The following is a 13,100-nucleotide window of genomic DNA, read 5'->3' as shown; positions in this document are numbered from 1 at the left end:
ACCGAAAGGCCTTGGCGTTCTTGCGCCTGGCCTCAATCCGCCTCATGCTGCGAAAGCTCTGTCAAAAAACATCATGATCTCGGACAGACTCTAAGCGTCCGCACGGCGGAATTTTCCGCAATCACTGAGTTGGGGTCGTTGTCCAGTGGCTGCGTCCAGTGGCTGCGTGATCATGTCGCGAGAATGCAGATGTGTGACTCACAACCCGCGCCACTCACTCGCCGTCGTCCCGGCGAAGGCCCATAACCCCAAATGCGGCTTGTTGCGCGATGGCGGAACGACGAGTCCCGCTAACCACATCTGCTGCGGCGTATGGGTCCCTGCCTGTGCCGGGACGACGGGTGGAGGGACCTCCGCTTGGCGTCAACGGCGAGAGGACTCACAAATTGATCACCCCACGCCGCGCCGCATGTGCGACGGCGTCGGTGCGGCCGGTGGCATCGAGCTTGTCGAGCAGGGAGCCGACATGAAACTTGGCGGTGTGGACGGAAATCCCGAGCCGCTGCGCGATCATCTTGTTGGAGGCGCCTTCGGCCAGCAGCGCCAGCACGTCGAGCTCGCGCGGCGTCAGCTCGAAGTCGCTGGTAGCAGCCGCCTCCCGGTTGCGTGCGACGATCGTCGCCTGTTCGCCCGGCGCGGCAAGCCGCAGGCCGGCGACGCTGCCGAGCAGGGTCGCCAGCCGGTCTGCGAGGACGGGATCGTCGATCTCGAGCGCGATGACGATGTCGGGGGCAGGCACGCTGCTCACGTCTCGGGCCTCTCTCCCACCGTTACCTTGAAGTTCAATGGCTCGCCGCCGCGATGCACGGTGAGCTCAACGACGGTGCCGACGCTCTGCGGCCCGAGGCCGCGCGACAGCGCCCGCACGCCCGACAGTTTCTCGCCATTGACGGCGATGATCACGTCGCCCTGGCGAATACCGGCGGCGGCCGAGGGGCCGGCCTTGTCGACATTCATCACCATCGCGCCGATGCCATCGTCGAGACGGACCGGCTGCAGCCCGACGCCGAGATATCCGCGCGCGATGCGGCCGCTCTTCTCGAGCTGGGTCGCGACCCGCTCGATGGTCGCGGCCGGGATCGTCAGCACGCGGCGCGGGCCGAGCACCGCCATGCCGAACGGCACACCCGCGGCATTCAGCGCCAGCCCGCCCTGCTGGCTGTGCCGCAGCCGGACGTCGAGCTCGATCCTTGCGTCGATCTCGCCGCCGCGCAGGCTGCGCCAGGCGGCGCCGGACCGCGAGACCATGCCGAGCCGCGCGATCGGCGCGCCGTGGTCGGCGGCGACGATCACCGCGAGCGATCCCAGCGCGGGGATTTCGGTCGAGAGCTTGATCGCCGCGACGTCGCCATCGACGCGCAGCAGCGCGACGTCGGTGGTGTGGTCGCGTCCGGCGACGGTCGCTGGCCTGCGGCTGCCGTCGGCGAACTGGATCTCGATTTCGCCCTCGTCGGCAAGCGCTTCGTCGGCGGTGACGACAAGGCCCGCCTTCCAGACAAAGCCGGATGCGCGCGCGCGATGCGAATGCACGGAGACGACTGAGGGCGCAGCGCGCGCGATGGTCTCCGCAAGGGCTGATGACAGCGAGGAGAGGATGTTGGGTTCGGTCATGGGAAACTCCATTGGCTTCCCTCAATCTGGGATGCTGCGGCCAAAGGCGATACTGGCCGGATGGGCAGGGCGCGGCCGTGCCGATCGGAACTGCCGCTCAGCTCAGCCGCTGCAGGGTCGCCTTCGGGCTCTCGCCGAACTTGGCGCGGTAGGCGCTCGCCATGCGGCTCAGATGGGTAAAGCCGAGGTCGAATGCAATATCGACGATGCGCTCGCCCGGCCGCGCCGTCTTGAGGCGGGCGTTGAGATGGGCGAGACGGATGTCGAGCAGCATCTCGGACACGGTGGTGCCGAAGTGACGGCGGAAGCCGAGTTGCAGCGCGCGGATGCCGGTGCCTGCGATCTCCGCAAGCTCGGCAAGATCCAGCGGCTCGGCCGCGCGGGTCTCCAGATAGGCCCGCACGCGCTTCAAGGCGGCCGGCTGGGCCTCAGTGCGGCCGTTGAAGACGTCGATCGCAGAACTCAGGCTGTGCCGCTGCTCGTTGAGCAGGACATTGAGGAACGACTCGCGCCAATCGGCCGCCGCGACCGCGGACAGGGTTTTGCGCGGCCCGAGCTGCTCGGCTGTCGTTACGAGCTGCTCGATCCTGGCCGAGAGCATCTCGCCGCGCGGCCCGTGCAACGCGACGGCCGGATCGAACTCGACCGGCCGGACCGCAACGCCGCCAAGGGCTGCAGCGCGATGCTCGACCAGCTTGCGGTCGAGCAGCAGGATGATCTGGGCGCAGTCGCCGCGCCAGGTCATCTCGGTCGGAATCGTCGGCGACAGCAGCGAGGCGGTGTGTCGTGGCCCGGTGGTGAGCTCGCGCGCGGCGGTCCGCACCGCGGCCGATCCGGACAACGGCATCTGCAACAGGAAGAAGCGGTCGAGGCAACCCGGATTGATCGCAACCGATCCGCCATAGGCGACATAGTTGACGGAGAACCCGTCGAACCCAGCGCAATTGTGGTGCGCGGAGAAATCGCGCTCCGAACGATCGACCGGCGTCAGATCGTGCGGACAGAAGATGCGGCCGATCGCTTCGGCCGCGTCATCGACACGCGCCGTCGCGACGCGCGCGAAATCCTTGAGCCTTGCGCTTGTCGAACTTGCCCTTGCCGAAACCTCGTTGCCAACAGCTGTCACGCCGGCCGTCCGGAGTTGTTTGAGGTCTAAAACATCGGGCAGCCTAGTGCATTCGCCGGCAAAGGGGAACGCCGTTTCGTCGCGCAATCTGCCCGATCGGCGCGCAGGCGGATGCGGCGGCATTGGGCAGCAGTCCGCCGGCTCGGTGCTCCCGCATTGCAGCATGATCGTGCCGGGTGCGGATTCGTTTATCGGCTAGACAGCCACACCGGCTGGCGACAGGCTCCGTGTCGGCAATACGCATCAAAACTGGAGAGGCTGCATGGGCACGCTCGAGAAAGGCATTACCCGAACCGGCACCGGCTACGGCGGCAAGACCTGGAATATCCTGGGCCAGATCTACTATCCGAAGGCGGTCACCGACTCGACCTTCGCGTTCGAGACCAACAGCGATCCCGGCCAATTCGTGCCGGTGCACATCCATCCGACCCAGGACGAGTTTATCCTGGTGCAGGAAGGCGTGCTCGACCTCAAGCTTGATGGCGTCTGGATGCAGGCCAAGGCCGGCGATCTCGTGCGCATGCCGCGCGGCATTCCGCACGGCTATTTCAACAAGTCCGACAAGCCGGCGCGGGCGCTGTTCTGGGTGTCGCCGATGCAGAAGCTCGAAGCGCTGTTCGAGAAGCTGCACAATCTGCAGGACCCCGTCGAGGTTGTGCGTATTTCCGCCGAGCACGAGGTGGACTTCCTGCCGCCGGAAGCCAACGACTAAAGCGTTTTCGAGCGAAGTGGATACCGGTTCGCGTGAAGAAAACGCGTCAAAACAAGATCTAGAGCCCCGTTCCGATTCAATCGGAACGGAATGGCTCCAGGCCGGCGACCAAACAGACAGCGCGTATGCGAGGCGGCAATCGTCGGAGTTGGCTCCGGCGATCAAGGGGACGCATGCGCTCAAGCAATGCATTTGTTCATTCAGCGCGGAGCGGTTTCATGGTCAAGCAGAAGCAAGTGTGCGTCATCGGCGCCGGCATTTCCGGCCTCGCCGCCGCCAAGACCTTTGCCGGTCGCGGTCACAAGGTGACCATCATCGAGCGCAGCGGCGATCTCGGCGGGGTCTGGGAGCCGGCGCGCTCCTATCCCGACGTCCAGACCCAGAGCCCGAAGGAGCTCTATCGCTACACCGACAGAGCGATGCCGCAATCCTATCCGGAATGGCCTAAGGGGCCGCAGGTCCATGCCTACTTGCGCGATTATGCGCGCAGCCATGGGCTCGACGGCGCGATGCGGTTCGACACCAAGGTCGAGGCCATGCAGCGCCGCGCCGACGGCAGACCGGGCTGGACGCTCGCGCTGCGCTCGACCGACGGCGCCGCCGGCCACGAGGATTTCGACTTCGTGGCAGTCTGCACCGGGCAATTCAACGAGCCACAGTCGCTGCCGCTGGCCGGCGAGGACGGCTTCAAGGCGCAGGGCGGCCAGATCCTGCACTCGTCGCAATATGGCGATCCTGATCTCGCCAGGGGCCGCAAGGTCGTCGTGCTCGGCGGCTCGAAATCGGCGACCGACATCGCTGTGAATGCAGTCAGTTCCGGCGCCAGCGAGGTCACTATCGTGTTTCGCGAGCCGGTCTGGCGGATTCCCTATTTCGTCGGCGGCCTCGTCAACTTCAAGCGCATCCTCTACATCCGCGCGCAGGAGCAGATGTTTGCGAGCTGGGGCATCGGGCCGATGGGACGCTTCGCGCATGCCGTTGCAAAGCCGTTCGTCTGGGCCAACTGGCGCGGGCTCGAGAGCATGCTGAAGATGCAGCTCAAGCTGAAGCAGTGCGGCATGGTGCCGAAGGAGCGGATCGAGGACGGCGTCAACTGCTCGGTACCGATCGCGACCCCCGGCTTCTATCCGATGGTCGCCGACGGCCGGATCAAGGCAGTGCAGGGCACCTTCGATCATTATGACGGCAAGACCATCGTGATGAGCGGCGGCCAGCGCATCGCGGCCGACGTGGCGGTGCTCGCGATCGGCTACAAGCTCGGGGTGCCGTTCCTCCCCGAGGAGTATCAGAACAAGCTGGTCGAGCCCGACGGGCAGTACCGGCTCTATCGGCTGATCGCCAATCCCGATCTGCCCGACATGGGCTTTGTCGGCTTCAACTCGAGCTTCTGCACCGTGCTGTGCGCCGAACTCGCGGCGAACTGGCTGGTGCGCTACGCCGACGGCCAGCTCGCGCGGCAGCCGAGCGCGGCCGAGATGCATGACAACATCGCGATGATGCTGAACTTCAAGCGCGTCGAGCGTCCGGCAGCAGGCGTCTATGGCGGGCTGTGCGTCGCGCCCTACCACTTCAAGCATTTCGACGAGCTATTGGCGGACATCGGCACCAAGGCGTCGCGCCGCAACCCGCTCGTCGAGAAGTTCACGCCACCGGACGCGGACGCCTATGCCCGCTTCCTCGCGACCGCGCCCGAGTACAAGGCGGTGGCGTGACCCGCGGTTGACGGGATCAGGGGAGGTGCTCCTGGCTGGACAGGACCTTCGAGCATCACACCCCGATCGCGTTGCGCGCGATCACGTCGCGATAGAACGCCGCGCTCAGCTTCGGCACCCGCGCCTGGCTCTCGAAATCCACCCGGTAGAGGCCGAAGCGCTTCTGATAGCCGAAGATCCATTCGAAATTGTCCATCAGGCTCCACAGGAAATAGCCGTGGACCGGGACGCCTTCGGCGGTCGCGCGCTGCAATTGGGCGAGGTAGTTGCGCAGGAACATGATGCGGTCGAGGTCGTAGATCTGGCCGTCAGGATGCATCTTGTCCTCGCCGGACGTTCCGTTCTCGCTGATGTAGATGCTCTTGATGTTCCACAGCTTGGCGGCAATCCGTGGCGCCCAGTAGATCACTTCCGGCGCGATCCGCAGCCATTCCGAGCTCATATGCGGGAAGGAAGCCGGCATCGGCAGCGGCTTCCAGCCGGGGGCACCGTCCGTGGCGAGAATGTAGCACTGCGGCGCATAGATGTTCAGCCCGACGAAATCGTTGGGCTGCGAGATGATCTTCAACTCGTCCGCCGTGAATTTGGGGGCGTCGGCGCCGGCATATTGCAGGAAGCCCTCGGTGTACTTGCCTTCGAGCACGACACCGAGGAAACCCGCATTGAGCTCGCGCGTCGCGATCTCGGTGGCGCGGATGTTCTCCGGCGTGTTGAATGCGGGCACGCAGGCGGTGATGTTCTCGGCCGGCCCGACCCGCGTGCCGGCACGGCCCTTGGCGCGGATCGCCTGCACCGCAAGCCCATGCGCCAGCGCGACGTGGTGGCGCGCCTGGTTCACCTCGGCCGGCGGCAGCTTCAGCCCGGGCGCGTCGACGCCGAGCGCATAGCCGAACGGCAGGAAACGCCCGACCTCGTTGAGGGTGAAGATGTTCTTGACCCGGTCGGTCAACCGCTGCGCCACATAGCCCGCGTAGTCGCCGAACGCCTTCGAGGTGTCGCGCGAGCGCCAGCCGCCGACGCGGTCCTGCAGCGCCTGCGGCAGGTCCCAGTGATAGAGCGTGGCGTAGGGCTCGATGCCGTTGGCGAGCATCTCGTCGACCAGGCGGTTGTAGAAGTCGAGGCCCTTCGGATTCGGCGCGCCGGTGCCATCGGGAAACACCCGCGGCCAGGCGATCGAGAAGCGATAGGCCCTGGCGCCGAGATCCCTGATGAGGCGGACGTCCTCCTTGTAGCGGTGGTAGTGGTCGTTGGCGCGATCGCCGGTAGAGCCGTCCTCGATCTTGCCCGATGTACGGGTGAATGTGTCCCAGATCGATCGCCCTCGGCCGTCCTCATTGACCGCGCCCTCGATCTGATAGGATGAGGTCGCGGTGCCCCAGACGAAGCCGGCGGGAAAGTTCGCGCCGTCCGGCCGCGGAACCTGGTTCGCGGCCTCACCCGCGCCAGGCAGGCCGAGCGCCGAGAGGCCTGCAAGGCCCGCAAACTGCCGGCGCGAGAACTTTCCAAACATTGTTTTCTCCCGTCGCCGGATGCCGCGGCTGGAATGCCCGCCGCAGGTTAGCCTTCCATCCCGCCGTTGAGCAACAAGGGCCGAGAGGCCGGAGCGCCGCAGCGAGCGGTACGCCAATCGATCCGAACCGTTGTGATCCCGATGTCGCGGAGTTGTCAGTTTTGTGGCGACATTTTCTCCTCTAGATTGCCGGCTAGCCCTTCCGCAATGACATCCGAAAATCCCTGCAATCCTGGCGAGCCGCGCGCGATGAACAAGCCTGCAACCCATCTTCGAACCGCGCTGCTGCGTCGTCTTGCCACGGCGATCGGCTTGCTGCTGGCGACGGCCGCGACCCCGCAGGCCGAGCAGACATTTTCGTTCGACGGCACGCCCGGAAAGCTGCCGAAGAAAGTCATTCCGCTGAACTACGCGATCGAGCTGACGCCGGATTTCTCTAGCCTCGCTTTGCCTGGCGTCGAGACCGTCGACATCGAGGTGCGCGAGGCGACTGCGCAGCTGACGCTGAACGCGATCAACACGACATTCGGCGAGGTTACGATCGATAACGGTGCGCAGCGCGCGGTCGTGGCGACCGACGCTACCGCGCAGACCGCGATGCTGACCTTCGCCAAGCCGCTTGCGGTGGGCCGTCACAAGCTGCGCATTGCCTTCACGGCGCAGATCAACAAATTCGGCACCGGCCTGTTCTCGGTCGATTATCCGACCCCGACCGGGATCAAGCGGCTGATCTCCAGCAAGCTCGAGCCGGCCGACGCCCGGCGCATCTTTCCATGCTGGGACGAGCCGTCGTTCAAGGCGAGCTTTGCGTTGACCGTCGTGATCCCGCGCAATCTGCTCGCGGTCGGCAACATGCCTGTGACGAGTGAGGAGCCGGTCGCAGGCGATCTCAAGAAGGTTGCGTTCGCGCCGACACCGAAGATGTCGAGCTATCTGTTCGTGCTCACGGTCGGCGAGCTCGAGCGCGTCACGGCGGATGCGGCCGGCGTCATGATCGGCGTGGTGACGACGGAAGGTAAGAGCGGGCAGGGCCGGTTCGCGCTCGACAGCGCGGTGAAGCTGCTCGCCTACTACAACGACTATTTCGGCGTGAAATATCCGTTGCCGAAGCTCGACCTGATTGCGGTTCCGGGCGGGTTCGGCGGTGCGATGGAGAATTGGGGCGGCATCACCTTCTTCGAGAGCCGGCTGCTGTTCGACCCCGCGATCAATGCCGAGACCGCGCGGCGCGGCATCTTCGCCATCATCGCGCACGAGATGGCGCATATGTGGTTCGGCGATCTGGTCACCATGGCGTGGTGGGACAATCTCTGGCTCAACGAGGGCTTTGCGAGCTGGATGGCGACCAAGGCCTCGGAGCGGTTCTATCCGCAATGGCAGAGCTGGCTGAACGGCTACGGCGCGAAACAGTTCGCCATGGCGCTCGATGCGCGCCGTACCTCGCATCCGGTGCAGCAGCCGATCGCCGATCACAGCGAGGCGGTCACGGCGTTCGATGCCATCACCTACAGCAAGGGCCAGGCACTGATCCGCATGCTCGAGACCTATCTCGGCGAGCAGGCGTTCCGCGACGGCATCCGCAAATACATGGCCGCGCATGCCTACAGCAACTCGACGACCGCCGATCTCTGGCAGGCGCTTGAAAATTCCGGCGGCAAGACGATCACCGGCATCGCCGCCTCCTTCACCGAGCAGGACGGCGTGCCGCTGGTGGTGGCCGAGACGGCCTGCGATGGTGCCGCGCAACGGCTGACATTGCGGCAGGATCGGTTCGTGATCGCGCCAGCCCGCGATCCGCCGCTGCCGGCCCACAGCTGGCAGATTCCGGTTGCGGTGGGACCGGCGCCCGGCAAGCCGTTTGACGAGATCTTGCTGAAGGGGAGCGGCGATATCCCGGCCGGCGCCTGCGGAGATGCGATCAAGGTCAATCTCGGCGACGTCGGCTATTTCAGGGTCGAGTACGGGCCGAAGAACCGCGCGGCATTGCTGAACGCCTTCCCGCAAATGCAGGTCGCCGACCGGCTCAATGTCGTCACTGACAGCTGGGCGCTGGTTCAGGCCGGCCGCGCCGAGGCGCCGTCCTATCTCGCGCTGCTCGATGCGCTCGATGCCGGCGACCATCGCGCGGTGTGGGATCAGGTGATCTCGACATTCGCTGCGCTGAATCGGCTGTCGCACGACCGCAGCGAACGGCCGGTAATCCAGGCCTACGCCCGGGCGAAGTTGCGCCCGGTATTCGATCGGATCGGATGGGATGGCGGCGGTTCAGGCGACGATGACACTGCGCTGCTGCGCGCAAGCCTGATCTCGACACTTGGCGATCTCGGCGACGCCTCTGTCGTGGCGGAAGCGAAGCGGCGCTTTGCGGCGTTCCTGGATGATCCCAACTCGCTTCCAACCGCGCTGCGCGATGCGGTCACTCATGTCGTCGGCAGCACGGCCGATCGCGCGACCTATGACAGGCTGCTGGCGCTCGCGCGCAACAGCACGGCGACCAATGAGCGGTTGCGCTATTATTTGGCGGCGGCCAGTGCCCGCGATGCCGAGCTGGCGCGCGCGACGCTGGCGTTGACGTTGACCAACGAGTTGCCCGATACGATCGTGACAGGGATGATCAATGCGGTTGCGTCCGTGGGCGAGCAGCCGCAGCTTGCCTGGGACTTCGTCCAGGCCAATTTCGATACCTTGCTGGCCAAGCAGGGGCCGAACTTCCGCGATCAGTTCGTGCCGAACTTCATGACCAATTTTGCCGATCAGGCCCACGCGGCGGAACTGGCCGCGTTTGCCCCGCCGCAATCGACCGGCGGCGGGCGGGTGATGGTGGCGCGCGCCTCGCAAGCGATCGCGATCTCGGCCGATCTTGCCGCGCGCGTGCTGCCCGCTGCTGATGCCTGGATCAGGGCGCACTAGCCGTGAGCTCGCGAGGGAGTTTCCGGCGGCGCGCGATGCGGCTATGCTCCGTGCGCGGCATGCAATCAACGATGCGAGGCTGACATGGTCAAAGGTTCCGATTTGCTGGTCGCGGCCCTCGAGAATGAGGGCGTGGAACGGGTGTTCGGCGTCCCCGGCGAGGAGAATCTCGACGTGGTCGAGAGCCTGCGCAAATCCTCGATCAAGCTGATCGTGACCCGTCACGAGCAGGCTGCGGCGTTCATGGCGGCGACCTATGGCCGGCTGACCGGAAGGCCCGGCGTGTGCATGACGACGCTCGGCCCCGGCGCGCTCAACCTCACCACCGGCGCGGCCTATGCGCTGCTCGGCGCGATGCCGATGGTGATGCTCACGGGCCAGAAGGGCATCTTGAGCAGCCGGCAGGCCAAGTTCCAGATCGTCGACATCGTCAACACGTTCCGTCCGCTGACCAAGCTGTCGCTGCAGATCGTCAGCGGCGCCACCATTCCGACGCTGGTCCGTGACGCCTTCCGGATCGCGACCCAGGAACGGCCTGGGCCGGTGCTGCTCGAACTGCCGGAGGACATCGCGCGCGAGGAGATTGCGCCGGTCGAGCTGGTGCATCCGCATCCGATCGAAATTCCGATCGCGCATGCGGCTGCGCTCGACCGCGCCGCCGACATGATCCTGAAAGCGCAGCGCCCGCTGATCATGCTCGGCGCGGCGGCATCCCGCCCGCGCTCTACCGCCGGAATCGGCGACTTCGTGCGGCGGACCAAGATCCCGTTCTTCACCACCCAGATGGGCAAGGGCACGGTATCCGGCGGCACCAATCAATACATGGGGACCGCCGCGCTGAGCGAGCGCGACTATGTGCATGAGGCGATCGACCGCGCCGATCTCATTATCGCGATCGGGCACGACACGGTCGAGAAGCCGCCCTTCATCATGGGCCCGAAGGGGCCGCAGGTGATTCACGTCAGCTACACGGCGGCGAATGTCGAGCAGGTCTATTTCCCGCAATGCGAGGTGATCGGCGATGTCGGGCCGAGCCTCGAACTGCTGGCCGATCGGGTCGAGGGAAAGCTGCCGCATGCGAGTGCGCTGCTCAGCCTGCGCGAAGGCATATTGGCGAAGATCACCGATCGCGCCACCGAGGGCCGCTGGCCGCCGACGCCGCAGCGCATCGTGCACGATGTGCGGCAGGTCATCCCCGACGACGGCATCGTCGCGCTGGATAACGGCATGTACAAGATCTGGTTTGCGCGCAACTACCGCACGCTGCTGGCGAACTCGTTGCTGCTCGACAATGCGCTCGCGACCATGGGTGCCGGCCTGCCGTCGGCGATGATGGCGGCGATGCTGTATCCAAAGAACCGCGTGCTCGCGGTCTGCGGCGACGGCGGCTTCATGATGAACTCGCAGGAGCTCGAAACCGCGGTCCGCCTCAAGCTCGATCTGGTGATCCTGATCCTGGAGGACTCTGCCTATGGCATGATCCGCTGGAAGCAGGCGGTCGACAATTTCCCCGATTTCGGCCTCACCTTCGGCAATCCGGATTTCGTCAAATACGCCGAGAGCTACGGCGCCAAGGGTTCGCGGATCGAGAGCACGGAGGCAATCGTGCCGACCCTGGAGCGGGCCTTCGCCGGCGGCGGCGTGCACCTCGTCGTGATGCCGGTCGACTATTCCGAGAACAAGCGGGTGCTGGTCGACGAGCTGCGCGAGAAGGTGCAGCAGATCGATGTCTCCTGACGGATTGCTGCAGCGGGTCAAGGAACGAAAAGCCCTCGGCTTGATTGAACGTAAGCCAGCATGGTAGCACGCCCGGATATCACGCAATGGCATCGCTCGTTGTGTTGATGGTCGGCGACACCAGATCTGAGAGGTCACGTGACTGCACCAAATCCTGCCGCCGGCAAACCCATCGATCCCGCCTCGCTCGCCAATGTGCCACGGCTGGTCACGGCCTATTTTGCCGGCAAGCCGGACGCCGGCGACCCCACCCAGCGTGTTGCCTTCGGCACGTCGGGCCATCGCGGCTCGTCGCTGAAGAATTCGTTCAACGAGGACCACATCCTCGCCACGACGCAGGCGATCTGCGACTACCGGCGCGAGAAGGGGCTCACCGGCCCGTTGTTCATCGGCATCGATACCCATGCGCTGGCCGAGCCGGCCTTGGCCAGCGCGGTGGAAGTGTTCGCGGCCAACGGTGTCGAGATCATGATCGACGCGAAGGGCGGCTACAGCCCGACGCCTGTGATCTCGCACGCCATCCTGAGCTACAACAAGGGACGCAGCACCGGTCTTGCCGACGGTGTCGTCATCACGCCGTCACATAATCCGCCGGAGGACGGCGGCTATAAATACAATCCGCCGCATGGCGGCCCGGCCGACACCGATGTCACCGCCGTCGTCGAGAAGAGCGCCAACCGCTACATCGAGGCCGGCCTCAAGGGCGTCGCGCGGATACCCTTTGATCGCGCGCGCAAGGCCGCGACCACGCATCTGCACGACTACATTACGCCTTATGTTGCCGATCTCGGCAACACGGTCGACCTCGCGTTGATCAAGTCTGCCGGCGTCAAGATCGGCATAGATCCGCTCGGCGGCGCGGCGGTGCACTACTGGCAACCGATCATCGCGCGCTACGGCATCAACGCCACCGTCGTCAACGATGCGGTCGATCCGACCTTCCGCTTCATGACTGCGGACTGGGACGGCAAGATCCGGATGGATTGCTCGTCGCCCTATGCGATGGCGAGCCTGATCGGGATGCGCGACCGTTTCGACGTCGCCTTTGCCAACGATACCGATGCCGACCGCCATGGCATCGTGACCCGCTCGAACGGGTTGATGAACCCGAACCACTTCCTCGCCACCGCGATCGCCTATCTGTTCGCGCACCGGCCGCAATGGGGCAAGGATTCCGCGATCGGCAAGACCATCGTGTCGAGCTCGATCATCGATCGCGTGGCCAAGAAGCTGAACCGCAAGCTGGTCGAGACGCCGGTCGGCTTCAAATGGTTCGTCGAAGGGCTCGGCAGCGGCGGCTTCGGCTTTGCCGGTGAGGAAAGCGCCGGCGCGTCGTTCCTCAAGCGCGACGGCTCGGTGTGGACGACGGACAAGGACGGCATCATCCTCGGTCTGCTGGCGGCGGAGATCATCGCCAAAACCGGCCGCGATCCGAGCGAGTTGTTCAAGGAGCTGACCACCGAGCTCGGCGTTCCCTATTACGAGCGCATCGACGTCGCGGCGACGCCGAAGCAGAAGAACGCGTTGAAGGCGCTCGGGCCCGAGCAGCTCAACATGACGCAGCTCGCCGGCGATCCCGTGCGCGCGGTCCGCACCAAGGCGCCGGGCAACGATCAGCCGTTCGGCGGCATCAAGGTCGAGAGCGAGGCCGGCTGGTTTGCGGCGCGTCCGTCCGGCACCGAGGATGTCTACAAGATCTACGCCGAAAGCTTCCGCGGGCCCGATCATCTGAAGCAGATCCAGGGCGACGCGCAGGCCGCGATCGCCAAGGTATTCTGAGGG

At 65.4% G+C, this 13,100-nt stretch carries 9 protein-coding genes; 5 read left to right on the top strand and 4 right to left on the bottom strand.

Features of this window, described 5'->3' with window-relative positions; translation table 11 throughout:
* Nucleotides 1-379: 379 nt before the first annotated feature.
* The 3 genes from ABIB78_RS32950 to ABIB78_RS32940 all read right to left on the bottom strand — a co-directional run bounded on the left by ABIB78_RS32950 (nt 380) and on the right by ABIB78_RS32940 (nt 2,737).
* Complete coding sequence (locus ABIB78_RS32950; protein WP_429032362.1) at nt 380-748, bottom strand: response regulator transcription factor; 369 nt, start codon at nt 746-748, stop codon at nt 380-382.
* On the bottom strand, nt 745-1,611 hold the full coding sequence (locus tag ABIB78_RS32945; RefSeq protein WP_429032359.1) for a S1C family serine protease: 867 nt from the start codon (nt 1,609-1,611) through the stop codon (nt 745-747). Before ABIB78_RS32945 ends, ABIB78_RS32950 begins: the two co-directional genes overlap by 4 nt.
* Nucleotides 1,612-1,708: 97 nt before the next feature.
* Nucleotides 1,709-2,737 carry an AraC family transcriptional regulator gene (locus tag ABIB78_RS32940; protein ID WP_429032357.1) on the bottom strand — a complete coding sequence of 343 codons (1,029 nt, stop codon included), beginning with the start codon at nt 2,735-2,737 and terminating at the stop codon, nt 1,709-1,711.
* Nucleotides 2,738-2,999: 262 nt separating this feature from the next.
* Between ABIB78_RS32940 and ABIB78_RS32935 the strand changes: the two genes are divergently transcribed.
* Nucleotides 3,000-3,449, top strand: coding sequence for a cupin domain-containing protein (locus tag ABIB78_RS32935; protein WP_429032356.1), 450 nt, complete (start codon nt 3,000-3,002; stop codon nt 3,447-3,449).
* Nucleotides 3,450-3,667: 218 nt separating this feature from the next.
* Nucleotides 3,668-5,161, top strand: a complete 1,494-nt coding sequence (locus tag ABIB78_RS32930; RefSeq protein ID WP_429032353.1) for a flavin-containing monooxygenase — start codon at nt 3,668-3,670, stop codon at nt 5,159-5,161.
* Between the two features lie 55 nt (nt 5,162-5,216).
* Here the strand turns inward: ABIB78_RS32930 and ABIB78_RS32925 are convergent, their stop codons facing one another.
* The gene (locus ABIB78_RS32925) at nt 5,217-6,671 is read right to left on the bottom strand and encodes a GH1 family beta-glucosidase (RefSeq protein ID WP_429032351.1); all 1,455 of its coding nucleotides are present in this window, start codon (nt 6,669-6,671) and stop codon (nt 5,217-5,219) included.
* 66 nt (nt 6,672-6,737) lie between these two features.
* On the opposite strand from ABIB78_RS32925, the gene ABIB78_RS32920 reads away from it, so the two are divergent.
* From ABIB78_RS32920 to pgm, 3 genes are all read left to right on the top strand, one after another.
* Nucleotides 6,738-9,581, top strand: a complete 2,844-nt coding sequence (locus ABIB78_RS32920) for a M1 family metallopeptidase (RefSeq protein WP_429032349.1) — start codon at nt 6,738-6,740, stop codon at nt 9,579-9,581.
* Between the two features lie 84 nt (nt 9,582-9,665).
* Nucleotides 9,666-11,318 (top strand): acetolactate synthase large subunit, encoded by a 1,653-nt coding sequence (locus ABIB78_RS32915; RefSeq protein ID WP_429032347.1) that lies wholly within the window; start codon nt 9,666-9,668, stop codon nt 11,316-11,318.
* 138 nt (nt 11,319-11,456) lie between these two features.
* Entirely contained in the window at nt 11,457-13,097 is a 1,641-nt protein-coding gene (pgm, locus tag ABIB78_RS32910) for a phosphoglucomutase (alpha-D-glucose-1,6-bisphosphate-dependent) (RefSeq protein WP_429032346.1), read from the top strand.
* Nucleotides 13,098-13,100: the final 3 nt, after the last annotated feature.

The organism is Bradyrhizobium sp. I1.14.4 (assembly GCF_050435825.1).
GTDB lineage: Bacteria > Pseudomonadota > Alphaproteobacteria > Rhizobiales > Xanthobacteraceae > Bradyrhizobium.
Note: the sequence above shows the minus strand (reverse complement) of the source record. Positions and strands in the feature narration are given on the sequence as shown.

Excerpts from the sequence above, each read along its gene's own strand:
- ABIB78_RS32945 (WP_429032359.1), bottom strand. The coding sequence starts at position 1,611 with ATGACCGAACCCAACATCCTCTCCTCGCTGTCATCAGCCCTTGCGGAG.
- ABIB78_RS32935 (WP_429032356.1), top strand. The coding sequence starts at position 3,000 with ATGGGCACGCTCGAGAAAGGCATTACCCGAACCGGCACCGGCTACGGC.
- ABIB78_RS32930 (WP_429032353.1), top strand. The coding sequence starts at position 3,668 with ATGGTCAAGCAGAAGCAAGTGTGCGTCATCGGCGCCGGCATTTCCGGC.
- ABIB78_RS32925 (WP_429032351.1), bottom strand. The coding sequence starts at position 6,671 with ATGTTTGGAAAGTTCTCGCGCCGGCAGTTTGCGGGCCTTGCAGGCCTC.
- ABIB78_RS32915 (WP_429032347.1), top strand. The coding sequence starts at position 9,666 with ATGGTCAAAGGTTCCGATTTGCTGGTCGCGGCCCTCGAGAATGAGGGC.